The organism is Hyphomicrobium album (assembly GCF_009708035.1).
GTDB lineage: Bacteria > Pseudomonadota > Alphaproteobacteria > Rhizobiales > Hyphomicrobiaceae > Hyphomicrobium_A > Hyphomicrobium_A album.
Window position 1 is genome coordinate 1,490,913 of record NZ_WMBQ01000001.1, and the last position, 25,042, is coordinate 1,515,954.

General features: G+C 64.2%; 24 protein-coding genes and 1 tRNA gene. 6 read left to right on the forward strand and 19 right to left on the reverse strand.

What is annotated here, in order from left to right; all coding sequences use genetic code 11:
• Positions 1-61: 61 nt before the first annotated feature.
• The 7 genes from GIW81_RS07225 to GIW81_RS07255 form a co-directional block, all read right to left on the reverse strand.
• The gene (locus GIW81_RS07225; RefSeq protein ID WP_154738595.1) at positions 62-616 is read right to left on the reverse strand and encodes a c-type cytochrome; all 555 of its coding nucleotides are present in this window, start codon (positions 614-616) and stop codon (positions 62-64) included.
• 31 nt (positions 617-647) lie between these two features.
• Positions 648-1,478: a hypothetical protein gene (locus GIW81_RS07230; RefSeq protein WP_154738596.1), complete on the reverse strand. Its 831-nt coding sequence runs from the start codon at positions 1,476-1,478 to the stop codon at positions 648-650.
• On the reverse strand, positions 1,475-2,323 hold the full coding sequence (locus GIW81_RS07235; RefSeq protein WP_154738597.1) for a hypothetical protein: 849 nt from the start codon (positions 2,321-2,323) through the stop codon (positions 1,475-1,477). Before GIW81_RS07235 ends, GIW81_RS07230 begins: the two co-directional genes overlap by 4 nt.
• Before the next feature lie 17 nt (positions 2,324-2,340).
• Positions 2,341-4,119: a quinoprotein dehydrogenase-associated putative ABC transporter substrate-binding protein gene (locus GIW81_RS07240; protein ID WP_154738598.1), complete on the reverse strand. Its 1,779-nt coding sequence runs from the start codon at positions 4,117-4,119 to the stop codon at positions 2,341-2,343.
• A gap of 108 nt (positions 4,120-4,227) precedes the next feature.
• On the reverse strand, positions 4,228-6,117 hold the full coding sequence (locus tag GIW81_RS07245) for a PQQ-dependent dehydrogenase, methanol/ethanol family (RefSeq protein WP_229309106.1): 1,890 nt from the start codon (positions 6,115-6,117) through the stop codon (positions 4,228-4,230).
• A 634-nt stretch (positions 6,118-6,751) separates the two neighbouring features.
• A complete protein-coding gene (locus GIW81_RS07250; protein ID WP_195930440.1) occupies positions 6,752-7,846 on the reverse strand; it encodes a serine hydrolase domain-containing protein in 1,095 nt (364 codons plus the stop codon).
• A 270-nt stretch (positions 7,847-8,116) separates the two neighbouring features.
• Positions 8,117-9,694 carry a winged helix-turn-helix domain-containing tetratricopeptide repeat protein gene (locus tag GIW81_RS07255; RefSeq protein WP_324614926.1) on the reverse strand — a complete coding sequence of 526 codons (1,578 nt, stop codon included), beginning with the start codon at positions 9,692-9,694 and terminating at the stop codon, positions 8,117-8,119.
• Positions 9,695-9,928: 234 nt separating this feature from the next.
• On the opposite strand from GIW81_RS07255, the gene GIW81_RS07260 reads away from it, so the two are divergent.
• From GIW81_RS07260 to GIW81_RS07270, 3 genes are all read left to right on the forward strand, one after another.
• Positions 9,929-10,684, forward strand: coding sequence for an SDR family oxidoreductase (locus GIW81_RS07260; RefSeq protein WP_154738600.1), 756 nt, complete (start codon positions 9,929-9,931; stop codon positions 10,682-10,684).
• 48 nt (positions 10,685-10,732) lie between these two features.
• Positions 10,733-11,173, forward strand: a complete 441-nt coding sequence (locus GIW81_RS07265) for a hypothetical protein (protein ID WP_154738601.1) — start codon at positions 10,733-10,735, stop codon at positions 11,171-11,173.
• A 469-nt stretch (positions 11,174-11,642) separates the two neighbouring features.
• Complete coding sequence (locus tag GIW81_RS07270; RefSeq protein ID WP_154738602.1) at positions 11,643-13,115, forward strand: capsular polysaccharide export protein, LipB/KpsS family; 1,473 nt, start codon at positions 11,643-11,645, stop codon at positions 13,113-13,115.
• A gap of 126 nt (positions 13,116-13,241) precedes the next feature.
• On the opposite strand, the gene GIW81_RS07275 is transcribed toward GIW81_RS07270, so the two are convergent.
• The 4 genes from GIW81_RS07275 to GIW81_RS07290 form a co-directional block, all read right to left on the reverse strand.
• Positions 13,242-13,316 (reverse strand) — tRNA-Thr (locus GIW81_RS07275).
• Between the two features lie 132 nt (positions 13,317-13,448).
• Complete coding sequence (locus GIW81_RS07280) at positions 13,449-13,619, reverse strand: hypothetical protein (RefSeq protein ID WP_154738603.1); 171 nt, start codon at positions 13,617-13,619, stop codon at positions 13,449-13,451.
• A gap of 180 nt (positions 13,620-13,799) precedes the next feature.
• Entirely contained in the window at positions 13,800-14,093 is a 294-nt protein-coding gene (locus tag GIW81_RS07285; protein ID WP_154738604.1) for a hypothetical protein, read from the reverse strand.
• A 219-nt stretch (positions 14,094-14,312) separates the two neighbouring features.
• A complete protein-coding gene (locus tag GIW81_RS07290; protein WP_154738605.1) occupies positions 14,313-14,708 on the reverse strand; it encodes a hypothetical protein in 396 nt (131 codons plus the stop codon).
• A gap of 288 nt (positions 14,709-14,996) precedes the next feature.
• On the opposite strand from GIW81_RS07290, the gene folE reads away from it, so the two are divergent.
• Positions 14,997-15,602 carry a GTP cyclohydrolase I FolE gene (gene folE / locus GIW81_RS07295; protein ID WP_154738606.1) on the forward strand — a complete coding sequence of 202 codons (606 nt, stop codon included), beginning with the start codon at positions 14,997-14,999 and terminating at the stop codon, positions 15,600-15,602.
• Positions 15,603-15,608: 6 nt separating this feature from the next.
• On the opposite strand, the gene truA is transcribed toward folE, so the two are convergent.
• From truA to GIW81_RS07320, 5 genes are all read right to left on the reverse strand, one after another.
• A complete protein-coding gene (truA, locus tag GIW81_RS07300; protein WP_154738607.1) occupies positions 15,609-16,391 on the reverse strand; it encodes a tRNA pseudouridine(38-40) synthase TruA in 783 nt (260 codons plus the stop codon).
• A gap of 88 nt (positions 16,392-16,479) precedes the next feature.
• On the reverse strand, positions 16,480-16,731 hold the full coding sequence (locus GIW81_RS07305) for a hypothetical protein (RefSeq protein WP_154738608.1): 252 nt from the start codon (positions 16,729-16,731) through the stop codon (positions 16,480-16,482).
• Positions 16,732-16,851: 120 nt separating this feature from the next.
• The gene (gene fmt, locus GIW81_RS07310; protein WP_154739562.1) at positions 16,852-17,775 is read right to left on the reverse strand and encodes a methionyl-tRNA formyltransferase; all 924 of its coding nucleotides are present in this window, start codon (positions 17,773-17,775) and stop codon (positions 16,852-16,854) included.
• A 48-nt stretch (positions 17,776-17,823) separates the two neighbouring features.
• Entirely contained in the window at positions 17,824-18,336 is a 513-nt protein-coding gene (def, locus tag GIW81_RS07315) for a peptide deformylase (RefSeq protein ID WP_154738609.1), read from the reverse strand.
• Positions 18,337-18,421: 85 nt separating this feature from the next.
• On the reverse strand, positions 18,422-18,721 hold the full coding sequence (locus GIW81_RS07320) for a hypothetical protein (protein WP_154738610.1): 300 nt from the start codon (positions 18,719-18,721) through the stop codon (positions 18,422-18,424).
• A gap of 182 nt (positions 18,722-18,903) precedes the next feature.
• On the opposite strand from GIW81_RS07320, the gene GIW81_RS07325 reads away from it, so the two are divergent.
• Positions 18,904-19,368 (forward strand): ATP-dependent zinc protease family protein, encoded by a 465-nt coding sequence (locus tag GIW81_RS07325; protein ID WP_210251911.1) that lies wholly within the window; start codon positions 18,904-18,906, stop codon positions 19,366-19,368.
• A 6-nt stretch (positions 19,369-19,374) separates the two neighbouring features.
• On the opposite strand, the gene GIW81_RS07330 is transcribed toward GIW81_RS07325, so the two are convergent.
• From GIW81_RS07330 to recR, 3 genes are all read right to left on the reverse strand, one after another.
• Positions 19,375-20,514, reverse strand: a complete 1,140-nt coding sequence (locus GIW81_RS07330; RefSeq protein ID WP_154738612.1) for a glycosyltransferase — start codon at positions 20,512-20,514, stop codon at positions 19,375-19,377.
• A 1-nt stretch (position 20,515) separates the two neighbouring features.
• Positions 20,516-22,507, reverse strand: a complete 1,992-nt coding sequence (locus GIW81_RS07335) for a polysaccharide biosynthesis protein (RefSeq protein WP_195930442.1) — start codon at positions 22,505-22,507, stop codon at positions 20,516-20,518.
• 158 nt (positions 22,508-22,665) lie between these two features.
• The gene (gene recR, locus GIW81_RS07340; RefSeq protein WP_154738614.1) at positions 22,666-23,271 is read right to left on the reverse strand and encodes a recombination mediator RecR; all 606 of its coding nucleotides are present in this window, start codon (positions 23,269-23,271) and stop codon (positions 22,666-22,668) included.
• Positions 23,272-23,479: 208 nt separating this feature from the next.
• Here recR and adh point away from each other — a divergent pair, with 208 nt between their 5' ends.
• Positions 23,480-25,015: an aldehyde dehydrogenase gene (adh, locus tag GIW81_RS07345; RefSeq protein WP_407658193.1), complete on the forward strand. Its 1,536-nt coding sequence runs from the start codon at positions 23,480-23,482 to the stop codon at positions 25,013-25,015.
• The last annotated feature ends 27 nt before the right edge of the window (positions 25,016-25,042 follow it).

Consider the following 25,042-nt stretch of genomic DNA (forward strand, 5'->3'; position numbering starts at 1 on the left):
ACAGGTTCGCGCGTCGGCCTGCGGCACCCGGCAGGGCGACCGCAGGCCATCCACGCTTCGATCACCAGTGACGGCGCTCGGGGCCACCGGCGAAGACGGTGCGGATCCAGGCGATGATCTTCCACACATCCTGGTCGCTATCGATGAGCTCGCCGAACGGTGGCATCGGACCGACGACGCCCTCGGTGCCCTTGCGCGAGTAGCCGTGCTTTTTCAGCTCGTCCGATCCCATCGAGATGAGGCGGAACAGCGTGTCGTCGGTATCGCCATAGACCCACACCGTGTTGGTGAGCGGCGGGCACATACCGCCGCCGCCGCCGCCGCCGTGGCAGCCGTTGCAGCTTTTGCCGAAGTAGAGCTTCTTGCCCTGGGCGATTGCTTCCGGGTTGTCGGTGTAGGGATTCTTCAGCGTGCCCTTGGCGGCCATGTTGGCGCGCTCGAGCGGCTTCATGGGTTTCTTCAACTCGTCCATGGAAAGCGGCTCGGGCGCCGGCCCCTCCGCCTGCTTGGGCGGAACCGGCGGCGCATTCTGGTCCGCGGCCGAGATCGGATGGACGTATGCAATGACAGCGCCCAGCGCGAGTGCTGCTGCTGCCTTGCCCAATAACCTGTACATCGAGTTGTCCTGTTCTGTTTCCCCAGTCGTGTCAGTCGACGATGTCGAAGGCGATCCCTCCGACATCACAGCGCGGTTCTGATGCCGCTTTGCTTCCGCCGGTAAGCGGCTCCACCAATCGCTTGGCGCTTCCAGCGGTTACTAGTTTCGTCTTGGCATCGAGCCAATACGGGGTCGAATAAAAGGTAGCCTCTGTTCCAAACTTGCGAAGAACACCGCAGGCAAAATACCTGCCATCCGTCTTCGACCTTCCCACCGGCTGCTCGATGTCGACGAGCTGCAGCGAAATCTCCTCGCCGCTTGCATCTTTGAGGTTGATGCCATCGGTCACGGCGCCATCGGCGACCTGCGCGTGGATGGCGCCCATCACTTGCCAAGCCGGCATGCCCGCGACGGCGCTCGCGCGCTTCATCGTCGGCAGCCACCACCACGCCAGCGGCGGACGCGTGACGCTCATCCATCCGGCGCCGTCTGGCCGCGGCGCCTTGTGCACGCGAATGTCGACGAGCTTCAGCCGATCGCCATCGGGCTTCAGCCAGAAGTCGAGCGTGTACTTCTTCGCTCCAGTCGCATGATCGTGAAAGCTGACGTTGGGAAACCAGCCGAACACCGGCAGGCCGCGGACGATGCGCACGTCTTCGAACACGAGCGCGAGCGCATCGCCGGTACGGGCATCGGAAAACGAGAAGACGCCATCCTTGCTGCGCTCGGCGATGACGGCCTTGACCGCAGCCGTCACCTCTTCATCGGAAAATTCGCGGGGCACCCCCACCGCTGCCGCGGCGCCTACCGCGATGGCAGCGGCGGCGGCTGCCGCGCGGGCTACTCCGCGGCTCATGTCACCGAACGCACCACCGCTCATTTGACGTCCTCGGTGTCGAGCCCGTCGAACTTGTAGCGGAACTCCTGTCTCCACAGGCCGTCCTCCTGGACAGGCACCTTGTGGATGCGCACTTCGCCGACCTTCAGCTTGCCGTCCTTGTCGTCGACCCAGAAGTCGACGTCGTAGTACTCGTCGGTGGTCCCGCGCTTGCGGAAATCGGTGCAGGCGAAGTAGCGGCCGTCCTTCTTGAGGCGACGGATGGGCTGGTGGATCTCGATGAATTCGAGGGGGATCGTCTGTCCGTTCTTCTCGTCCTTGAGAAAGTAGACGCCGTCCTCGTTGCGCTTCGCCGCGATCTCGCTGTGTACGGCGCTCATGACCTGCCAGTGGCGGACGATCTCGGCGTCGCCGGGATGCTCGGACACGGGCAGCCACCACCAGGCGACGGGCAGGCGCGTAATCATCGTGTAGCCGTCGCCTTCGCGACGGGGGCCCTTTTGAACGCGGATATCGACGAGGTCCAGCTTGTCGCCGTTCGGTCTGAACCAGAAGTCGACGGCGTATTTCTTCTTCGGCTCGCTGGCGTCGTGGAAGATGACGTTCGGAAACCAGCCGTAGCCGCGCATCCCACGCACCAGCTTCACCTCGTCGAAGACGAGCTTCAGGTCGGCGTCGGTCTTCGGATCGTGGAAGACGAAGGCGCCATCCTTCGAGCGCTCGGCGATGACCGCCTTCAGCGCGGCGACCACGTCCTCCTCGCGGAAATCCTTGCTTGCAGGAGTCGGTTGGGCCTCCGCCACGACCGTAGGCGCGACCGGCTCGGCGAGCGCGTCGGCCGTGAGCACCGAAAAAGCCGTGCAGATGACGCAGAGAGACCGCAGCATTGGCGCACCCAACAGCACTAGTGGCCGTCCTCGTCCGAGACCTTGCCGATCAGCTTTAGTGCCTTGGCGGCCGCCTCGGCGCCGTTCTGGTCCGCGATGTCCGCCGCCGTCTGCCCCTGGACCGACTTGAGGCCGGCCTTGGCCCCGGCTTGGATGAGGAGACCGATCATCGGCGCGACGTTGCGGGCCGCGGCGATCATCAGCGCCGTCACGCCCGACTTCGACTGGGCGTTGACGTCGGCGCCGCGCTTGATCAGGTCGCGCGCGAGGTCGATCGGGCGGGTGCTCTCCGGGAGGAAGATCGCGCCCTCGCCCGGCGAGACCTGGCTGGAGGCGATCATCAGCGGCGTCAGCGCGTCGGGTCCCGCGGCAGCGTCGATATGAGCGCCGGCTTCCAACAGCACCTTCGCGACTTCGAACTTCGCTTCGGCGATGGCCAGGGCGAGCGGCGAGTACCCAACCGTGTTCTTCTTTTCGATGTCGGCACCGCGCTCCAGCAGCATCTTCACGCTGGGCACGTGGTTGCGCATCACCGCATGCTGCAGCGGCGTCATGCCGTCGCCGTCGGGCTCGTTGAGGTCGGCGCCCAGCTCGGCGAACAGCGCGATCAGCTCCGGGTGACGCTTGCGCGCGGCGGTATGTACCGGGGCGTAGCCCTGCGGATCGCGCGCGTTGATGTCGGCGCCCTTCTTGACCAGGAATCGGATGCGGGTCTGGTCGCTGGCGAGGACGGCGTTGGATAGCTCCTGCGTGAGATCGGCGCCCTCCGCCAGCCAGGCTTCCAGCTTCTGCTCCGTCACGACCTGATCGGGAGATGCAGACTCGGGCTTCGCCTTGTACTCCAGCGACGCAGGTTTGATGTAGGCACCATGCGACGGCAGGTTGCCTTGCACCAAACACGTGCTGCATTGGACCAGCGGTACGCCGTAGTCGGTGAGGATCTTCTCGATCTCGGCCTTGGAGTCCTCGAGCGCCAGATCGAGCAGATATTTTAGCTTGGCGTCCGTCTTGGGCACGCCGGCGGCGAGCTCGTACTCCATGGGCACGATGTCTTCCCACAGATTGACCGGCTGCAGGGTGATGGGCTCACCCTTCATGGTCTTGAGCCACCCGGCGAACGGTCCCCATACGGCGGCGACGTCGAGCGTACCGTCGATAACCTCCTGCACCTGCCGCCACGGCTGGTTCTCGGGATGGAGGTCGGCGTTGTGGCTCAGCGTCTTGAGCTTGAGATAGGGCGCGAGGCCCTTCTTGGTCATCACCTGGCGGATGCTCGACGTCTGGAAGACGCCGATCTTGAGGCCCTTGAGCGCCGGGTCGTCGAAATCCTTGAAGGCGAAACCGCGGTCGTTGCGATAGACAATGGCGTAGGTCGACTTGTAGATCGGGATCGTCGTCAGCGCCGGCTCATAGACCGCGGGCAGGTCGAGCAGCACGTCGCACATGTTGGTGTCGAACGTCTCACGCGTCAGGCCGCGTTCAAGATACGGGCGCCAGAAGTATTCAAGACCGGCGCCGAGCTTCTTGGCGATCACCTCGGCGATCTTGTTCTGGTAGCCGGCCTGATTGACGTCGGAGAGCGGCATGTTGCCGGGATCGGCACACACCACGAGCCTCTTGAGCGACTTCTCCTCGTACATCTTCTTGGCCGCGCGCTTGGCAGCCGTCTTTTCGGCGGAGGTCAGCTCGTTGAAGTTCTTCTGCATGTCCCGGGCGGCAAGCGCCGGCACGATGGCGCCGACGAACAGGACTGCACCGAGAAGCAGGTGAGATGAGCCGCGTTTCAAATCATGCACTCTTGCTGGAGTGCTCCGCGCACGTGGCGCGCCGAGCAAAGCTATGCGTGAGCGCCAAAAGCGCCCGGTGCTTTTCAGCACCGGGCGCCCAGGCGTTAGCGGCCTTCCTTAGTCATAGACGCGGAAGGTGAAGAGCGTGCCAGCCTGAGGGATCTTGTCGAGGTTGGCAGCCTTGGTCATGGCGGTAGCGCCGATCGCACCGAACTTGTCGTTGAGATCGAGGCCGGCCGTCACGGGCACGCCGATCCAGCCGCCGATACCGGCGAGGATCGACACATACTGCTTGCCTTTCACCTTGTAGGTGATCGGGTTGCCGATGATGCCCGAGGCGAGTTTGCGGTGCCAAAGCACCTTGCCCGAGTTGCGGTCCACAGCACGGAAGTCACCGCCGAGCGAGCCGTAGAACACCAGGCCGCCGTCGGTCACCATGCTGCCGCCCCAGTTCGGATACGGGTCCGGGATTTCCCAGTCCGCCTTGCCGGTGAGCACGTCGAACTTCTTCAGCTTGCCGGTCGTGCCGGGCTTCTCAGGGAACATGTACACGTTGGCGAACACGTAGACCGTGCCCTGCTGCGTGTGCGTGCGCTCCTGCGGCTCGAGTTCCATGCACCAGTTGTTGGTTGGCATATAGAACTTCGTCGGATCCTTCGGATCGACCGAGCCAGGCTGCTGGTCCTTGCCGCCCATCGCCGACGGGCACGCCGCAACATTGCGGCCAAGCTCGAGCGGCGAGTGCTCGCGGACCTTGATCGGACGACCGGTCTTCAGGTCGACCTTCTCGGCCCAGTCCGTGGTCACGTACTTGTTGGCGCGCAGCAGCGTGCCGTCGGCACGATCCATGACGTAAGCGAAACCGTTACGGTCGAAGTGGACGAGGGCCTTGCGGTCCTTACCGTCAACCTTCATGTCGACAAGAATGTTCTCGTTGACGCCGTCATAGTCCCACTGATCGAACGGGGTCATCTGGTAGGCCCAGACGGCCTCGCCGGTGTCGACCTTGCGGGCAAAAATGGTCATCGACCACTTGTTGTCGTACTCGCCCGTGTTGCACTCTTCGTGGGTCTTGCCCGGGCAGCGATAGCTGGGGCTCCACAGACCGGGGTTGCCGGTCGAATAATAGACCAGCTTCAGTTCCGGATCGTAGCTGTACCAGCCCCAAGCCGCGCCGCCGCCGATCTTCCAGTCCTCGTTCGGGAAGGTCTTGATCCCGAGTTCCTTGCCGGCCGTGCCGTAATGCGGGTTGGCCTTGTTGGTGTCGTTGGAGAAGCAAAGGTCGGCGTCGGAGCCTGTCGAGTGGCACTCCCACACCTTCTTGCCGTCGGCGAGATTGTAGGCCGTCACACGGCCGCGGGCTGCGAACTCGTCGCCGCCGAAGCCGATGATGACGAGGTTCTCGGCGATGAGCGGAGCCGATGTGATGGTCTCACCCTTCTCCGGCCAGGCGTGCTTGACGACCCAGGCTTCCTTGCCGGTGGCCGCGTCGAGCGCGATCACGTAGCCGTCGAGGGTGCCGTACACGAGCTTGCCGTCGGCGTAGGACGCGCCGCGGTTGACCGTGTCGCAGCAGGCGCGCGGCACGGCGGACTCGTCGCGATCGTCCTTCTTGACGTAGTTCCAGATCTGCTTGGGATTGTCCGGATCAGACAGGTCGAGACCCTGTGCGATGTTGCACTGAGCCATGTTCGGGCAGCCGGAGATGAAGAACATCATCGGCTTGCCGCCGACGTCATCAATAAAGAGCGGCTGGCCTTCATGACCGCGCAGCGCCCCGGTCGACTGCGACCAGGCCATCTGCAGTTTGCCGACGTTGTCGGCGCTGATGTCCTTGAGTGGGCTGTGCCGCGTCAGCTTGTTGTCGCGGCCCGGTGCCGGCCAGGTGTTCGGGTCTTTCGCCCGCTTCTCAATTTCTTCGTTCGCCATGCCGGGTCCGGCAAGGCCGATCAAAGCGGCCATGATTCCGCCGGCAAGACGGATGGCCCCTTTCCTCGTGATGTGCATGCGCTTCCTCCGTATCCACGCTTATTGCGCGCTATCCAACGAGCCGCATGCGAGCACGAGTTCACCCGTTCGGTGACCGTGAGGTCCCCGGCGTAGACGATTGCTCTTTCCAGCGGCTCCACCCCCAGTCGCATGCCCGTAGGCTGCGACTTGTCGAATGCGGAGGCACCCGGCACGGCGTAAATGCCTGCTCGGATCCACTCCATTAAGGTAGCGCGGCGTTATAACATTAGGTGCCGGATTTGCCCGGAGATAGGGGATGAGTTCCCGCGCGCTCCGGCAAACTTTTCCCCTTCACGATCTCTTGAAGCCGACGTTCAACGCGGCTCGCAAGCGCCGCGCTTCACGCGGTTCGCACAGTCGAGGGGAGATAAAAAAGAGCGGCCAGGCGCCGAGAAAACCCAAATGAAGGAACGGTCATCTCGACGCCCGGCCGCAGAGCGTGGCAGCACCGACCGTACGTAAGCGATGCCAAGGCGACCAGTGGAGGCATTCCCGCGGGCGCTAGCAATGTTCGCCCGAGTGCATTGCACTTCATTCCCGAGCGCTGCATTTTCCCTGCAAAAACGTGCAATTTCGCACCTTTGCACGAGCATCACGTTGTCGAGAGGGAGTCTCAGACGTCGAAAGTTGGTTAGCGCTCGAGCGCGACATCGATCACTTCGTCGGCCAGTCGGTCGAGATCATCGACGCCGTCGCTGTTGGTGAGCAACGTGACCGACAGCCATTCGCCGGAGCGCCGATTGCGCAGGACGGCATTGTAAGACGTGTAGCCCGGCACCGAGCCCGAGTGGTGATAGCTGTCCCACTCGCCGTCATGCCCGACGAACCAGCCCATGCCGTAGTACATGACGGGATCGACGCGCGCCGCATCGGAGAACATCGCCGCGCGGCCCTCCGCACTGACGATGCCGCCGTCCATCAGCTCCTTATTCCAGTGAAAGAGATCGAGCACGTTGCTCGCCATGTCCCCGCAGCCGTCGAGCCAATTCGGCTGCGCGAATGCCGGGCGCCGCCGGTAGTGCGGCTGCGCCACGTCCGAGCCGGGGGCATAGTCGTCGACAAAGCCGGTGCGCTTCAGTCCGGCGCGGTCGATGATTTCCGCGCGCACGAAGTCACGGGATTTCATCGGCCGCGGCGCTGACGCTTCGATGACGCGCGCCAACAGGAAGTAGCTCGTGTTGCTGTACTCGAACGTGTTCGGCCAGCCGTGCGGCGGCAGTTTCTTCAGCGCTGCGAGCAGGCGCGGCGTTTCCACGGCGCCCCACGGATCGACCTCGCGCGGCGGATGGAGCGTGAAGTTCGGCAGGTTGGACGTCATCGTCAGCAGACTACGCACGGTGATCGGCGGCTCGTCCGCCGCCGTCCACCTCTCGACGCCTTCGAATACGTCGCGCATTGGCGTCTCGAGCGTCAAAGGCGCTTGTGACAGCGGCGCTCGGGCGCCACTCTCGATCAGACGTAGCACCGCCGCGGCGGTGAACTGCTTGGTCAGCGACCCGATATGATAGACGGTGGTCGCGCTTGCCGGGACATCGCCGTGCGCCTCGCCGAAGCCTTTTGCCAGCACTGGCTCGCCGCCCATGCCGATCGCGATCGACAATGCCGGCGCGCTCGCGCGGCCCGGACGCGGTGTCATGAATTGCTGAATGAGGCTATCGACCCGGGATGACTTGTAGGTCGACCAATCGCCGAGTGCTGCTTCCGGAATGAGCAGAAGCGCAACCAAGCCGATTGTGATCCTGGCGCGGCGGTCCATGCAGCGAGAATAATCCAGCCGGGGCGGGGGCAACAACTGGCGGGTGCCGGTGGCAAACCTGCGGAGGGGACTAGCCACTGGTAAACCATGATGAAGTCGGTGTCAGACGACTAACGGTCCGCAATGGCGCCGTCGCAGGTACGTCGGATACCGTCAACGGCCGTGCGGCCGCAAACGATATCGAGCTGCACACCGGCAAGATCGGCATCAACTATCGGTTCTGATCCGCGGCCTCAGCCCTCACTCGGGAAGGCCCGCCTTCCGCAAGCCATCGGCGAATTTGGTGAGATGCTCCGGGCGGTGGATCGGGAGCCAGTCCGTGAGATTGGAGATGCGCAGCGTGGGATCGAGCGCCCGCAACTGTTCCATGGCGCGTTGCGCTTCCTCCTGTCGCCCGACCAGCCCTCGCGTCGCGGCAATGGTCGCCACGACCATCAGGAAGCTCGGCAAATTCCTGTAGGCCTGCTCCGCCCAGGTGGACGCGGCGTCCAGGCGCCCGGCAAAGAGGTGCGCCATCGCCATGCCAGCCTGCATGCGATAGAGTTCGGGGTCGACGGGGCTTAACCGCATGGCACGCTCGAAGTGCTCAATGGCGCTTTCGGATTCGCCGTGCCACGTTCTCAGGAAGCCGCCGAGAAACCAGGCGGACGCCAAGTTGGGATTGAGGAAGACCGCTCTATCCAGCAACGCGATACCGCTATCGAGATCGCCGGCGAGATGGGCGAGTGCGTGACCGCCGCGCGTGAGCGCCACGGCGTCGTCCCGGCCCATTTCAACCGCGCGGCGCGCCAGGTGAACGCCTTCGGCAATCTCGTGCGGGCGATCCTCCATCCAGCCGTTGACCTTGCGCCAGAAGATGCACCAGGCGGCCATGGCGTGGGCGGCAGCGAACTCGGGGTCGAGCTCGATGCCTCGATGGAACAGCGGCAACGCCTCCGCGACGGACTCCCTGGTCCCGCGATTCATGTGCGCCAGCCCGCGCAGGTAGCAGTCGTAGGCATTGAGGCTGGCGGGCGGCTTGCTCTTGGCGCGTTCGATCTCGGCGAGCTCTACCTGCGGGGCGATCGCACCGGCGACGTTCGCAGCGATCCGATCCTGCAGCTCGAAAATGTCGTCGAGTGTTCCCTCGTACCGTTCCGCCCAAAGGTGACCGCCGGTAGTGGCGTCGATCAGCTGTCCCGTGATGCGGACGCGGTCAGAGGCCTTGCGCACACTGCCTTCCAGCACGTAGCCGACACCGAGCTCCTCCCCCACCTGCTTCACGTCCACCGCGCGGCCCTGGTAGGTGAAGCTCGAGTTGCGCGCGATCACGAACAGCCAGCGTGCCCGCGACAGCTCCGTGATGATCTCCTCTACGACTCCGTCGGCGAAATAGTCCTGCTCCGGGTCGCCGCTCAAGTTCTGAAACGGCAGGACGGCAATGGACGGCTTGCTAGGAAGGGCAAGCGCCGCGCGGGCTGGAGCAGGCGCTGCGTCATTGCCGCTCGCCGAGGGACTGTCGGAAGCTTGCGCTTCCCTGACATCGCCGACGAAGCGAAATCCTTTGCGAGGAACCGTGCGAACCAGGTGTTGCTCTTCGCCGCTATCGCCAATGGCCTTGCGAACCGCGTTGATGTGGCTCGTCAGCGTCGATTCCGAGACGATCCGCCCGCCCCAGATGGCTTCGAGGATGTCATCCTTGCTGACGACGCGGTCGCGGTTTTGGATGAAATAGAGCAGCAAGTCGAAGACTTGCGGGCCGATGGCAACCGTCTCTGCAGCGCGCGTGAGCTCGCGCCGATCGGGGTCGAGCACGCAATCGGCGAAGATAAATTGCACGTCAGCGCTCCGTGAGCCGCAGGTCCGGTATTTCGAGGCCGGCCGAGCGCCCCTTGCTTAGCACGGGTTCGATTTACACGGTCGCCGTGCCCCTGGACTACGCCTTGGACGTAATTCCAAGGTAAACCCAAGAGCTTTCCAAGGCCGCGACAAAGCCTTTCCGCGCCCCCGGGGGCAATCTCAGCCCAGGAGAAGACGCCAGCACCCTCGCGGCGTCATTTTGGGAGATGTTTCATGAAAATCGTCGTCATCGGTGGCAGCGGCCTCATCGGATCGAAGCTCGTCGGACTGCTGCGCGGCAAGGGCCATGAGGTTCTGGCAGCATCGCCGAACTCAGGCGTCAACACGATCACGCGCGAAGGTCTGGCCGAGGCGCTCTCCGGCGCCGACATCGTCGTCGACGTGGCCAATTCGCCGTCGTTCGAGGATAGGGCGGTGTTGGAGTTTTTCGAAACGGCCGGCCGCAATCTGCTGGCCGCCGAGGCGGCCGCCGGTGTCCGCCACCACGTGGCTCTGTCGGTCGTCGGCGCCGATCGCCTCCCCGAAAGCGGGTACCTTCGCGCCAAGATGGCGCAAGAGAGGCTCATCCAGGCTTCGAAAATTCCGTACACGATCCTGCGCTCGACCCAGTTCTTCGAGTTCGTCAGCGGGATCGTCCAGTCGGCGGCCAAGGGCGACGAAATCCATTTGTCGCCGGCTCTCCTGCAGCCCATTGCCTCCGACGATGTCGTGGCTGCGCTGGCCGAAGTGACCTTGGGCAATCCGGTGAACGGGATCGTCGAGGTGGCTGGCCCCGAGAAGATCCCCCTCGATGCGCTCGCCCGGCAGCATCTGGCGATCAAGGGAGACGGCCGCAAGGTGATCGCCGACGTGCACGCCCGCTACTTCGGTACCGAACTCAACGACAAGTCGCTGACACCCGGCGACGGCCCGGTGTTGGGGTCCATTCGCTTCGCAGACTGGCTGAGCCGCTCGTCGGCCCACGCCTAGTCCACGCGGCACTTGGCACCGCGGCTCGCTCTTACCTGGAGATATCCGATGCTCAAGTCATTCTGTCTTGCCCTCGCCGTCGCGCTCGGCGTCGCCGCGCTGGCCAACGGCGTCTATATGCTGGTCGCGCCGGAGGACTGGTACTTGGCCGTTCCCGGCGTGACGACGACCGGGCCGTTCAATCAGCACTTCGTGCGCGACATCGGGCTCATCTTCCTGTTGCTCGGGAGCGCCTTTCTCGTTGGGGTCGCGCGGCCGCACCTGCGCGTGGCCCTTTGGGGCGCAGCCTCGCTGTGGCTCACGGGTCATGCCCTGTTCCACTTCTGGGAGGTGGCGGTCGGGATCTGCTCTGCCTCCGCGATTCCGCGCGACTTTCCGGCGGTGACGTTGCCCGCGATTGTCGGCCTCTCGCTGACGCTCTGGGCGATCGCTCAGTCGCGCGGACCGGCGATGGGGTCTCGGCAACCGGCCGCGACGGCCGAGCACTAGGTCGTGTGGCCCAGCAACGGCTCACATAGGCGGCGACAAACGGTAAGCGAGCGCGTCAGCGTGGCTTGTCGCTCGCGGATGAATTCCAATTCCAAGACGCCTTCTCGCCGGTCGCGGGGCTAGGTGAAGTGCCCCCAGTTCGCGGCTTCGCCTTTCGCGCTGCTGACGCGGCCCGTCGCCGGCTTGAGGTGCGAGAGACGCTTGCTTGGGATGTTCGCTTTACCATGCGAAGGCGTTCATCCAGGCGCCACACTTGAATGTTGGACCAATTTCGAGAATGGTTCCCTGCGCTACGCGGGACGGGGGTAGACCCCAGCCCGATGCTTTCGGAGCGCCGAATTTGTCGAGTGCTTCGATTATATCGCGCGGCATCGAGCACACTGGCGGTCTTCGCAGTTCCGTTACTGAAAGCCTAGGCAACGCGGTGCGCCCCACTGCGACAACCTCAGGGATTTGACCAAGGCGAGCGATGACGAAGGTATTACTCTGCTCGACCGTCGGCGTCATTTCCGACGCCGTAAATGAGCTCGAGCGGGAGGGGCGGCTCAAGAAGGTGGTTCTGGCAGTTTTTGGCGCCCCCCGCAGTCAAGATTCGGGGTCGTCGTGCTTACACGTCGACCACGGAGCGCTAATTGCAACTGGCTTAGAGGGTACCTTCGAGGGAGCCGATCTCAGCTATCTCACCATAGACCTGCTCGACGAGATCGCGTGGTCGGAAAAGTACGTCTACCCGATGATGGATCGCCTCGATCCGCTCAAGACGCATACCCATGCGCAACGCAAATATCTCTATCACTTTCTGCTGTGCTTCTGGGCAGAGATCATTGATCGGCGAAAATTCGACGTCGCGATTTTCGGCAGCGCACCTCACGAAGTGTCGGATTTTGTCCTCTACGCAATCTGCAAGAGCCGCAATATCCAGACGCTAGTTTTCAATTACACGCGGCTTCCCGGCGTCTGCTTCCTTTCCACCGACTATACCCCGCGGGGCATCGAGCACACCGGGGGTGCACAAGGTGCGGAGCACACCAAGCCGGTCAAGGAGTACCTGGCGAGAATTCGGCAGGACTATGTACATGCCATTCCTATCGATACCAAGGAAGCACTCGACAAATTCGGCGGTCCGAAACCGTCCGGCTGGGCAGCGAAACTCGACAGACTGACTGCGATGCCCTGGATCGCGGCACGCAAGGTGGGGACCGCACTTAGAGTCTTGCGGCGTCTGCGACTCGAGGAGCTAAGAGCCCTGTCGCAGCACAAGATCGTCGCGGCCGAATGGCGCGCGCTAACTGCCGACTATCAGGCTCGAACACGGAACTTCAGCAGGCCGTCGCGCTACGTGTATTTTCTGCTCAACTTTCAGCCCGAGAACACCACGAGCCCTCTAGGCGGAAGATTTGTCGATCAGTACCTGGCGGTTTCGACCCTCGCGCACCATCTCCCTGACGACTGCGCAATCGTTGTGAAGGAGCATCCGGCGCAGCTTCTAGACTTCGATCATTACAACTACCTTGGCCGTGACGCGAACTACTACGAACGCCTCTCCAAGATCAGGGGTGTTTGCTTTGCCCCGCTCTCCTCCGATCACTTCGCGCTTCTCGACGGCTCTCTTTTTGTCGCCAGCGTGAATGGGACGGTCGGATGGGAAGCAGTGGTGAGAAAGAAGCCAGCGGTGGTTTTCGGCGAGGCTTGGTATCAAGGTGCCCCGGGTGTTTTCAAGGTCGACAAGGACGAGGATTGCTTAGCTGCAGTTCGGCGAATCCTCGCCGGGGTGTTGATCAGCAACGAAATGATCGATGACTTCCTCGCCCGATTTCTTACTGATTGCGAGATGCTGTGCCTGACGCCTGAGGATGCGCGAGTAGCCGGTGTCTCGTTCGATATGGGTGAAAATGTAGCGACAGCTAAGCGCGCAATGGGGCGATATCTGAAGCCGTCGTAATTCATTCAGCGCCGCAAGACGGAGAACGCGGCCTCCGCCCGGAACATCGATCTCGCTGCGCATCAGCAACAGTCGCGGTCGTGATCGGCTCGGCGACGCCAAGGAAATGTGGGCTTGGGCTGGGGATGGTGCTGCGAGAGAGGATTGAACTCTCGGCCTCTCCCTTACCAAGGGAGTGCTCTACCACTGAGCTACCGCAGCGCCTGGGGACCCTGGCCCGCCGAAGGCGGGAATGCGCAGAGCGCTGCCGGTGTAATCGGGGCGGCCATCGATGGCAAGGCGCAAAAAGCTACCGGTCCCGGATTCAAGCGGTTGCGTGGCCGCCGGCGCCCCTCAGAACAGGCCGGAGTAGACGTGCAGAACGTGCATCTCCCCCTCGACGCGCACCAGTTTGAGCAGATTGAGCCGCACCTCGAAGGGCAGCTTCGGCTCCGCCGAGCATTTTGCCCGCAAATGACGGCCGATGCTGCGCATCCAGTAGGGCATTTCGGTTGCTACCTGCATGGGTGACCAACTCAGCGAGTGAAGCCTCGGTTCCCGCCGGAACGTCGCACGCGACCTCTTATCTCCTTCGAGAATTTGGCAAAATCGCGAAGCCAACCGGCCGCCAAAAATGCAAACGGCCGCGGGGCGAATGCCACCGCGGCCGTCTGAGAGAGAAGCTAGATAGAGAGGGGGCGAAGCTTAGCGATCGCCGCCCGGAATGCCTTCCTGCTCCATCTGGGGCAGGCTCTCGCCGCCGGCGCCCTGACGGTTGGCGTCGAGGTCCTTGGCGGGCTCGTTGCCGAACTGGTTCTGCTCCTGCTTGACGATCGACTCGTCGGAGCCCTTGGAGGCGCCAGCGTCAACGTCCGGCTTGTCCGAACCGCTGTACTGGTTGATCTCTTCCTGCGGGATCGACTCGGCATAAGCCGTGGCGGTGAACAGGCCAACCATGGCCGTAGCAGCGAGAGCAGCGATGATCTTGGTGGTCGACATGACGTTTCAACTCCACAAAAGGATTGCACCTGTGACTTGCGAACGCCTGTCTTCCAAGCGCCCCGAACGTGCCACCGTCCGATGCGCAAAACATAGGCTTAAACCCCTAAAGTTCCGCTCGCTTGATGCCGACAATTGAAACGAATGCAAACCACGTCGAACGCATTTCGAATGGCATTCGCAACTATGCAGGAAAGGCCTTATTTTGCGGCGTTGCCGTCACGCGTCCGCACGCACGAGCGCACGCGGAGATGCGCGTCGCAAACGCCTTGCTAGGAGCTTAAAAGCGGTAGGAAAACTCCCGACGGCGTTTTGTACTGCCAGCGCGCATCGACGTAGATGTCGCTCGTCGCGCCGATGGTCGAGATGAACGCGCGGACCGAGCGCTGGCCGGATGGTGCCGCCGAGAAAGGCGACCGATGGCGACAGCAGCGCTTCGATGTCGATGTCGGCGCAGCCCGGCTCCGCCTGGAAACCGCTCCATAGTCCTGGCACGTCGTGCCACAGCACGCCGATCTTGAGCTCGTCGACGAGCCCGCCGGCGAGCGCCATCCCCGGGTCGAGGAGGACCACGGCGGCGAGCAGCAGCGCGCACAGAAGACGGACGGGCGACATGCCCGCAATTTGCCACCGCCGGCCCAGGTCGACGGCTTACGAACTGGTCAGCTTTCCCAATAGCCGGCGAGCGTTGCCGCGAAGTTGCATGCGCCAAACTTGCATGGCTCAGTTGCCCGGCAAGCCGCCCTTGGGGGCGCCCGCAGAACCCCCATATATGGCCAATGCTTGTAATGCAGCCTTCGGGTTGAGCAGAAACTCAACCGGTTGCGCTATGCTGCCGCGGCATACCAACTTGCCCGGCTCGCCACAAACGCATAAGAGCCGCCCCTAACCCTAGAGCGCACCTTGCAGAAGAAGCACAAAGAGACCTCCGTGGACCAGTCCGACGATCGCCCCAGCCGCTCGGAAGTCGAGGCTGCCGTGCGCACGATGCTGCGTTGGACCGGCGACAACCCGGATCGAGACGGCCTGCGCGACACGCCCAAGCGCGTCACCAAGGCGTTCGAGGAGTATTTCCGCGGCTACAACGAGGACCCCGAGCAGATCCTGTCGACGACCTTCGAGGAGACCGAAGGCTACGACGAGATGATCGTCCTGCGCGGCATCCGCTTTGAGAGCCACTGCGAGCACCACATGGCGCCGATCATTGGCCGTGCCTGGGTGGCGTACATCCCCAACGGACGCGTTGTCGGCATCTCCAAGCTCGCGCGCATCGTCGAGGTGTACGCGAAGCGGCTGCAGATCCAGGAGAAGATGACGGCACAGATCGCCAACGCGATTGATACGGTGCTGCAGCCGCAGGGCGTCGGCGTGCTGCTCAAGGCCGAGCACTTCTGCATGACGGCGCGCGGCATCATGAAGCCTGGCACCGACCTAGTGACGAGCCGCATGCTCGGTGTGTTCCGCGACAGCCCGGTGACGCGCCAAGAATTCCTGTCGATCATCGAGTAATCTAGTTCAGTCGTCGTCCGGGGCCACCTCGGTGGTCGCATCGGGCCGGACGTCGTAATCCACGCGCTCGAGATAAAGCCCGCAGGCGGCGGCGACCGGGCCGCACGCCGTGCGGTCGCGGGCGTCGAGAGCGGCCTTGAGATCGTCCGGCCGCCACTTCCCCTCGCCGACGAGCTTCAGGCTGCCGACCATGGAGCGCACCTGATTGTGCAGGAAGGACCGCGCCGACGCCTGGATGACGATCTCGTCGGCGTAACGCGAGACGTCGAGCCGATCGAGCGTCCTGAGCGGCGAGTTCGCCTGGCACTGGGCCGCGCGGAACGTCGTGAAGTCGTGCTTGCCGAGTAGCGCCTGCGCAGCGCGATGCATCGCCTGAGCATCGAGGTCGACGGGCAGCCACCACACGCGACTGCGTTCGAGCGCCGGCGGCGCACGTCGCGCCAGGATGCGATAGCGGTAGTGGCGCGACGTGGCGCTGTAGCGGGCGTCGAAGTCGTCGCCGACTTGCGTGCAGTCGATGATCGCCACCGGCGAAGGGCGCAGATGGAAGTTCATCGCCTCGCGGATGCGAAACGGCTCCCACTCCTTGCCGAGGTCGAAATGCGCGACCTGCCCCAGCGCGTGCACGCCGGCATCGGTGCGGCCGGCGCCGCGCACCGCCGCCGTTTCCCCAGTGAAGCGGAAGAGCGCATTCTCGAGCTCGCCCTGTACGGTTGCGCCGTCCGCCTGGCGTTGCCAGCCGAGAAACGGGGTGCCGTCGTATTCGATGGTTATGCGATAGCGAGGCATAGGAAATTCTGCATGCCGCACGCCGAGCTGCGTGCCGCCCATCCCTAGCCGCCCAGCGCCGCCGCCTCAAGCCGCGGCGCGGCCGACGTCAGCGGTCGGTGTTGGTCGTGGTAGAGCTGCGGCGCACCGAGGTCCCGGCACCGGCATTGATCTCGAGCGGCGTGGCGCCGTCGGGATTGACGATCAAGTGGGTGGTGGGGGGCACCGGTCGATAGACGCGCACGCCGTGCTCGATGGTGACGACGGCGCCGTAGTACGGCCGGGTCTCGATGCGTGTCGTCTGCTGGGCAAGTGCTGCCGAGGCGGAGGCTACTAGCAGAATGACAGCTAAGAAACGCATCGAACAACTCCGTACAATCATTTGACTACTAACGAATATTAACGAATGAACACCGGGCGCACAACGGCGCGCGCGCATGTAAGCCGATGATGGCTAAGGGTGCCGGCGCCTGAGCGCCGCTTAAAGGCGGGTGCCAGGCGGGATAGGGAAGCCGCGTAGCACCTCGGCGACCGGCATGGGCTTCTTACCGGCGCGCTGCAGCTCGACGAAGCGAACCGCGCCGGCCCCGCAGGCCACCGTCAACTGGTCGTCGAGCACCTCGCCCGGTGCCCCTGCGCCTTCCGCCAGCGACGCGCGCAGCACCTTGATGCGCTCGGACTTGCCCTCCGCCCCCACTTCGAACCAGGCGCCGGGGAACGGCGAAAGCCCGCGGATCAGGTTGTGCACCTCGCGCGCGCCCTTGGTGAAGTCTATGCGCGCCTCCGCCTTGTCGATCTTCTTGGCGTAGGTGACGCCCTCGTCCGGTTGGGGTGTGCAGTCGAGCGTGCCGCGCTCCAGCGCCGACAGCGCCCGCACCATCAACGATGCACCGCGCTGCGCCAGGATATCGTGCATGTCGCCGTACGTCTGATTGGGTCCGATGGCGACCGGCTCGGCGAGGCACACGGGGCCGGTATCGAGCCCCTGCTCCATGCGCATCACCATCGCCGCCGTCTCGCTGTCGCCGGACATGATCGGCCGCTGGATCGGCGCCGCGCCGCGCCAGCGCGGCAACTTGGACGGATGGAGGTTGAAGCAGCCGTGCTTAGGAGCGGTGAGGATCGCGTTGGGCAGCAAGAGCCCGTAGGCGACGACCACGGCGGCGTCGGCTGCGTGGGCGGCGAACACCGCCTGCTCCTCCGCCCCCTTCAAAGAGGCCGGCGTCAGGACCTCGATGCCGGCAGACCCGGCAAAGACTTGCACCGGCGACTTGCGCTCGGCCATGCCGCGCCCGGCCGCACGCGGCGGCTGTGAATAGACAGCGACGATCGTGTGCCCCGCGCCGATGACCTCGGCCAGCGTAGGTACGGCAAACGCCGGCGTTCCCATGAAGACGATGCGCAGGGACATGGAGGTACCGGCCAGTATTGAAGAGGTGCGCGGCGTGCCGGCTCAGGTTGCCGCACGCGCCTGTTTTTTGAACTTGCGCACCACAATGTCGCGCTTCAGCGGAGAAAGGAAGTCGATGATGAGCTTACCGTCGAGGTGATTGATCTCGTGCTGGATGGCGGTGGCGAGAAGCCCCTCCGCATCCAGCTCCTGCGGCTTCCAGTTGCGATCGAGATAGCGAAGCGTCAAGGTCGACGGGCGCTCGATCTCGAGGCGAAAGTCGGGGATCGACAGGCAGCCTTCCTCGTGCTGGCGCATCTCCGATCCGAGCGCGACGATCTCGGGATTGATGAATACCAGCGGGTTGGGCTGCTCGTTTTCGTCGGCAACGTCGATCACCACGAGACGCCGCGGAATGCCCACCTGCACCGCTGCGAGACCGACGCCGGGAGCCGCGTACATCGTCTCCAGCATGTCGTCGGCCAGTTGACGCAACTCGTCGTCGACGCGCTCGACGGGGGTCGACAGCTTGCGCAGGATGGGGTCCGGAAGGGTGATAATCGACAGCTTGGACATGCGCCTGAAATAGGGAAGTCCGCCAGGACGGTCAATCACATCGCGGCAGCGCGCAAAGACGCGGCTTTGAGATGTATGGTCAGTCCTACGGAGCTTTCTTGTTGGCGGCGGCGGGGGGCGGCGCGGCGGCCGGCGGGGGGGCGGTGGCGGCAGCCGGGGGCGTCGGGTCGGTCGCGGCTTCGCCCTGATCGGTACCCTCCGGGGCATCCGTCGGATAATCGACGTTCGGATCGGTTACGCCGTCGGGCGGATAGGGGGCGGCGTTGGGATCCTCCGGCTCGGTCGCCATCCCTGAGTCGGCCGGCGGCTCGGCAGCCGTGACGAGCGCGGCTGTCGCGAATGGCAGGAGGCTGGCCATTGCCAGCACCAGCAATTTGTTGCGCATTTTGTCTCTCCTCAAGGACGGCGCCGGGCCACTGACCAGGGCTGAATCAGGGCCGCCGAAACGAGCGGATTTGAGGCCGAGTCTGCGCCTCTTCGAAGGCGCGTCAATGGAAACTGATGCGCATTTCAAGGAGAACGGCTAACATTTCGGGCGGATCGCAGTTTGGCCGGGAAATAACAGCCGTGCTTTCGGATGCGTCGCGTCTGATCGTGGGTTGGCAGGAGTGGGTCGCCCTGCCCGAACTGGGCTTGCCGGCGCTCAAGGCCAAGATCGACACCGGCGCCAAGACCTCGGCCCTGCACACCCATTACATAGAGGCTTACGGAACACCCAAGCACCCGCGGGTCCGTTTCTCCGTCCGTCCAAGTCCTGATGTCGGCGGGCTTGAAGTGTCGGCCACGTCCGACGTCGTCGACCGGCGCGAGGTCGTCAGCTCGAACGGCGTGCGTGAGCTGCGCTACGTGATCCTGACACCATTGAGTATCGGCGGCCGGCAGTGGCCGATCGAGATCACGCTCACGAACCGGGAGCACATGACGTATCGCATGCTGATCGGCCGCCAGGCGATCCGTTCCGACATGCTCATCGACTGCGCGACGTCGTTTCGCCAGCCGAAGCTCAGCTACCAGCTCTATGCGGGATTCTGAGGGTCGCTATTCGATCCCGACGACGCCGAGCATCGTGCGCCTGACGGCGGCGACGCTGTCGAAGCGCTCCGCCTTGCCCCGGCTTGCGCGCGCCATCGCGGGAATGAGGTCGGGGCGCCGTAAGAAGCTTTCCATCGCCTCGGCCAGCGCCTCGGGATCGCGTGGCGCCACCAGCACGCCATTGACGCGTTCGTCGACGGTGTCGCGGCAGCCGGCGACATTCGTCGTGACGATCGGGCGACCGGCGGCGAGCGCCTGCAGCAGCGGTCGCGGCATGCCCTCGGCGCAGCCCGGGTAGACGAAGACATGCGCCTCGGTCAGCAGTTCGGCGTGATCCTCGGCGAGCCCGACGTATTCGACGTTCGCTTGCAGCGCCAGCTCGGCCATGTCGATCGCCTTGGCGCCTTCGTCCGGAAGCACGGCGAGCAGGCAGCGCAGCGCTGGCGCGCGTGCGCGCAGGATCTTGGCCGCCTCGCAGTATTCCTTGATCCCGCGCCGCCAATCGAGGCTGGCGATCATGAGAAACACGAGACCGTGGCCGAGCGGCGGAAGTTGCAGCACCTGCTGGTGCTCGAGATCGACGCCACCGCCTGACACGACCGTGGCGGACAGTTCGTCAGGGACGAGGGCCAGCTTCTTGAGCAGTGCCAGGTCGTCGCGATTGTGGAACACGACTTCGTCGGCCGCACGCAGCGCCTGGCCATAGCGCCAGGCGGGCATCTCGTCGGCTGCGAGCGGCCCGGTGAAGCGATGCTCGGGCAAGCAGTCAACGATCAGAACGATGCGTCCGACGCCGACGGCCTTCGCCGCCAGCGCGCCGTAGATCATGGTCTGCGAACCGCACGCGACCACGACATGCGGCGCCCACTCGCCGAGAATTTGTTTCAAGCCGGCGATCGCCTTCCAGTCGGAGAACAGCTTGAGGCCGCTCGCATCGGGCACGAACGTGGCGTGCTCGGCGCCGAGATCGCTCAAGCTGCGCACTTCCGCACCGCTGAACTCGGGCGCCACGACCAAGACCTTGCGACCGCGCGTCAGCGCCTCGCCGATCAAGACGTCGCGCAGTTGCAGAAGCGGCGTTCCCGGAGGACAGACGACCGCGATCCGTTGCACCGCCTCTACCGGCACCGTAGCGGGCATCGCCATGTCAGTGCAGGGTCCGCGACGCCGGCGTCCACACCGCAGGCGATCCGTCCTCGCTCGGTGGCATCGACGCGGTGGCGCTGTAGCCTTCGACGTTGCGCAGGAGCACGGCGTGCATGGTGTCGAAGTCACGCTCGTTCATCGCCGCCTTGAGGATCTCGAGCTCTCGCGCCAGCTCGTCGGAAGGCTGGAACGGCTCGTCCGAGCGCCAAATGCGCGGGTGCTCGGTCGCCTTGGTATTGGCGCCGATGAGCAGCTCCTCATAGAGCTTCTCGCCCGAGCGCAGCCCGGTATACGCGATGGCAATGTCGCCGTCGGGGTGCTCGGCGCTTCGTACCTCGTAGCCCGACAGGCGAACCATCAGCCTCGCCAAATCGTCGATGCGCACCGGCTCACCCATATCGAGGACGAACACATCGCCGCCTTCGGCCATGGAGCCGGCCTGGATGACGAGCTCTGCCGCCTCGGGAATGGACATGAAATAGCGAATGATTTCGGGGTGGGTGACGGTCACGGGGCCGCCGGCGCGAATCTGCCGGCGGAATTTCTGGACAACCGACCCCGAGCTGTCGAGCACGTTGCCGAAGCGGACCATGGTGAAGATGGTCGGGCCGCCGTTGGCGGCGGCACCTTGCAGCACCAGCTCGGCCAGCCGCTTGCTCGCCCCCATGATGTTCGTCGGACGGACTGCCTTGTCGGTGGAGATGAGAACGACCAGCTCAACGCCCGCCGCTTTGGCGCAATCGACCAGAACTGCCGTTCCGAACGTGTTGTTGCGCAGGCCGTAGATCGGGTTCTGCTCGACGATCGGGACGTGCTTATAGGCCGCCGCGTGGTACACGACCTCGACACCGTTGTTGACGATCGTATCGCGAAGCTGCTCGGCGTCGAGCACCGACCCGAGAACGCTGACGATCTCCGGACGCGGGATCTCGGGGCGCAACGTCTTTGCCGTCTCCGCGATCTCGTCCTCGATCTGGTAGAGAGCCGCCTCGGAAATATCGAGCAGCACGATGCGGCGCGGCCCATTCTTCAAGAGCTGCCGCACCAGCTCCGCGCCGATCGAGCCACCGGCTCCGGTAACGAGGATCGATTTGCCGCGCGTCTTGCGCAGCAGGAGATCGGCGTTGGGGGGAACCTTGTCGCGGCCGAGCAGGTCGTTGACCTCCAGCGGGCGCAGATCGGTCACGCTCACGCGCCCGGAGGTGATGTCCTCCATGGCCGGCAGCAACATGACCTCGAGCGGGTGACCTTGGAGATCCTTGAGAATGCGACGGCGCTCGCGGCGCCGCTCATCCGACAGCGCGACCAGAACTTCCTTGACGTGGTGGCGTTCGATCAGCTGCGGGAGCTTGTCGGGGTGATAGACCTTGAGGCCGCCAATGTACTGGCGCCACATGGACGGCTCGCTGTCGATGAAAGCCACCGCGGCGCGGGAATTTCCCCGCCGCAGCGCCTCGAGCAGCTGCACACCGAGCTGTCCGGCGCCGTAGATGACCACCGGCGTGCGCTCGACGCTCGCCGGCAGCTCGGCGAGGCGAATGCCGGCGCTCTCGAGGATCATGCCGGCGACCTCGCGGCTTCCGGCGATAAGCAGCGTCGCGAGAATGCCGTAGCCCAGGACGACCGAGCGCGGAATGCCGTACTGCCCCGACATGAGCACCACCAGCGACCAGATCAGCACCGATAGCCAGATGCAGCCGATGATCCGAGTATGGCCCCGGTAGCCGAGGTAGCGGGTGACGAAGCGGTACAGACCCGAAAGGCTGAACGTCGCCACGGTGATGGCAGGACCGGCCATCAGCACCAACGCCATGAACCAATCGGACGGAAAGTAGGGCGTGTTGTAGCGGATCGAGATCGCGATCCACAGCGACAAGCTGAGGAGCAGAAAGTCGATGGCAACGAGGATCAGGCGCTTGTTGAGGCGCGGCAGCTCGAGCAGCCGCGAACGCCACTCAGCCGAAACCGGATGATGCGGACGTTCTTCGCTCATCATGCCCCTAATGCGCTTCTCTGATGACGGGCCGCAATGCGCCCGCCCAACAACCAGCCGTCGAGAGTATCAGAAGGCACAAGGGTGTATCTCCCGGGCGCCGGTGGCTGCCCAAGATATCACCGCATTTTTGGGCAAGTGTGGGGCAGATGCCTCACCTAGAGGCGCTTGCGTGACTTGATTGCCGCAGCGAGCGTGCCCTCATCCAGATAGTCGAGCTCGCCGCCGACCGGGACGCCTTGCGCCAGACGGGTTACGACCACCCCCGTCGGCGCCAGTTGTTCCGTGAGGTAGTGGGCCGTCGACTGCCCCTCGACGGTGGCATTGAGGGCGAGAACGATCTCCTGCACCTCGCCAGAAGCCGCTCGCTGCACCAGGCCCGAAATATTGAGCCGGTCCGGGCCGACGCCATCGAGCGGCGACAGATGCCCCCCGAGAACGTGGTAGAGCCCGTTCACGACCCCGGCGCGCTCCAGCGCCCAAAGATCGCCGATCTCCTCGACAACGACGATCAGCGAGCGGTCGCGACGCGGATCCTCGCACAGGCTGCATGGCGAAACGGTGTCGAGGTTTCCGCACGTGGGACACTCGACGATCTTCTCTACCGCCTCGGCGAGTGCGCCGGCGAGCGGCACAAGCAGATCGTTGCGCCGTTTGATGAGCGCCAGCGCCGCCTTGCGTGCCGAACGCGGACCGAGCCCGGGCAGCCGCCCGAGCAACTGCACGATGCGCTCTATTTCAGGTCCAGAGACTTTGCGTGTCATGCAGCTGACTTAGACGCTTGTTCGCTCATAAGCAAAAGCGCTCGCAACAAGCGCGCGCGGTTGACCTCGATCAATAAAAGCCGCCACGCATTTGCACTATTTTCCAATACCCGGACGCCTTTGGTTTGCCCTGTCTCTTGGGGTAACTTGCGGCCATACACAAGTAGGGTTTCATAACCCTCGCTCCCGGGAGGAATACATGCAGCTGATCGTAAAGCCCGAGACTCCATCTGCCGCGCTAGCCCGCGTCGGCCAGAGCATCAAGATTCGCAACCGCTACGACAACTTTATCGGCGGCCAGTGGGTAGCGCCGACGAAGGGCCAGTATTTCGAGAACCGCACGCCGATCTCCGGCGAGCTCGTCTGCGAGATCGCCCGGTCCACTTCCGAGGACATCGACAAGGCGCTCGACGCCGCGCACGCTGCCGCCGATGCCTGGGGCAAGACCGCTCCCGCCGCTCGCGCCGCCGTCCTCTTCAAGATCGCCGATCGCATGGAAGCGAACCTTCCGGCGCTCGCCACCGTCGAGACGATCGACAACGGCAAGCCCATCCGCGAGACGATGGCCGCCGACCTGCCGCTCGCCGTCGACCACTTCCGTTACTTCGCCAGCTGCATCCGCGCCCAGGAAGGCTCGCTGTCGGAGATCGACGAAACAACCATCGCCTATCACTTCCACGAGCCGCTTGGCGTCGTCGGCCAGATCATTCCCTGGAACTTCCCCATTCTCATGGCGGTGTGGAAGCTCGCCCCCGCGATCGCCGCCGGCAACTGCGTGGTCCTTAAGCCGGCCGAACAGACTCCGTTCTCCATCATGGTGCTGATGGACCTCATCGGCGACCTGCTGCCGCCCGGCGTGCTCAACGTCGTCAACGGCTTCGGCGTCGAGGCCGGCAAGCCGCTCGCTTCGAGCCCGCGCATCGCCAAGATCGCCTTCACCGGCGAGACGACGACCGGCCGCCTCATCATGCAGTACGCGTCGGAGAACATCATCCCCGTCACGCTGGAGCTGGGCGGCAAGTCGCCGAACATCTTCTTCGCCGACGTGTTCAACGAGGACGACGCGTTCTTCGACAAGGCGCTAGAGGGCTTCACGATGTTCGCCCTCAATCAGGGCGAGGTGTGCACCTGTCCGTCGCGGGCGCTGGTGCAGGAGAGCATCTACGACGCCTTCATGGAGCGCGCGATCGAGCGCGTGAAGAAGGTCGTGCAGGGTAGCCCGCTCGACCCGAACACGATGATCGGCGCCCAGGCGTCCTCCGACCAGCTCGAGAAGATCCTCGCCTACATCGACATCGGCCAGGGCGAAGGCGCCAAGGTGCTGACCGGCGGCAAGCGCGCGCAGATCGGCTCCGGCTTCGAGAACGGCTACTACGTCGAGCCGACCGTGCTCGAGGGCCACAACAAGATGCGCGTCTTCCAGGAGGAGATCTTCGGGCCGGTGCTGGCCGTGACGAAGTTCAAGACCGAGGCGGAAGCGCTCGCCATGGCCAACGACACGCTCTATGGCCTCGGCGCCGGCGTGTGGTCGCGCGACGGCAACACGGCCTATCGCATGGGCCGCGGCATCAAGGCCGGCCGCGTGTGGACCAACTGCTACCACCTCTACCCGGCGCACGCGGCGTTCGGTGGCTACAAGCAGTCCGGCGTCGGCCGCGAGACGCACAAGATGATGCTCGACCACTACCAGCAGACCAAGAACATGCTGGTGAGCTACAGCCCGAAGGCGCTCGGCTTCTTCTGAGCCAGGCCGTCGACGCTTGTTCCTGCG

Coding starts and splice junctions, on each gene's coding strand:
- GIW81_RS07285 (WP_154738604.1), bottom strand. CDS start 14,093: ATGTCGACCACCAAGATCATCGCTGCTCTCGCTGCTACGGCCATGGTT.
- truA (WP_154738607.1), bottom strand. CDS start 16,391: ATGCCTCGCTATCGCATAACCATCGAATACGACGGCACCCCGTTTCTC.
- GIW81_RS07260 (WP_154738600.1), top strand. CDS start 9,929: ATGAAAATCGTCGTCATCGGTGGCAGCGGCCTCATCGGATCGAAGCTC.
- GIW81_RS07245 (WP_229309106.1), bottom strand. CDS start 6,117: ATGCACATCACGAGGAAAGGGGCCATCCGTCTTGCCGGCGGAATCATG.
- def (WP_154738609.1), bottom strand. CDS start 18,336: ATGTCCAAGCTGTCGATTATCACCCTTCCGGACCCCATCCTGCGCAAG.
- GIW81_RS07335 (WP_195930442.1), bottom strand. CDS start 22,507: ATGAGCGAAGAACGTCCGCATCATCCGGTTTCGGCTGAGTGGCGTTCG.
- recR (WP_154738614.1), bottom strand. CDS start 23,271: ATGACACGCAAAGTCTCTGGACCTGAAATAGAGCGCATCGTGCAGTTG.
- GIW81_RS07235 (WP_154738597.1), bottom strand. CDS start 2,323: ATGCTGCGGTCTCTCTGCGTCATCTGCACGGCTTTTTCGGTGCTCACG.
- GIW81_RS07265 (WP_154738601.1), top strand. CDS start 10,733: ATGCTCAAGTCATTCTGTCTTGCCCTCGCCGTCGCGCTCGGCGTCGCC.
- GIW81_RS07290 (WP_154738605.1), bottom strand. CDS start 14,708: ATGTCGCCCGTCCGTCTTCTGTGCGCGCTGCTGCTCGCCGCCGTGGTC.
- GIW81_RS07305 (WP_154738608.1), bottom strand. CDS start 16,731: ATGCGTTTCTTAGCTGTCATTCTGCTAGTAGCCTCCGCCTCGGCAGCA.
- GIW81_RS07230 (WP_154738596.1), bottom strand. CDS start 1,478: ATGAGCGGTGGTGCGTTCGGTGACATGAGCCGCGGAGTAGCCCGCGCG.
- GIW81_RS07320 (WP_154738610.1), bottom strand. CDS start 18,721: ATGCGCAACAAATTGCTGGTGCTGGCAATGGCCAGCCTCCTGCCATTC.
- GIW81_RS07330 (WP_154738612.1), bottom strand. CDS start 20,514: ATGGCGATGCCCGCTACGGTGCCGGTAGAGGCGGTGCAACGGATCGCG.
- GIW81_RS07270 (WP_154738602.1), top strand. CDS start 11,643: ATGACGAAGGTATTACTCTGCTCGACCGTCGGCGTCATTTCCGACGCC.
- GIW81_RS07280 (WP_154738603.1), bottom strand. CDS start 13,619: ATGCAGGTAGCAACCGAAATGCCCTACTGGATGCGCAGCATCGGCCGT.
- GIW81_RS07225 (WP_154738595.1), bottom strand. CDS start 616: ATGTACAGGTTATTGGGCAAGGCAGCAGCAGCACTCGCGCTGGGCGCT.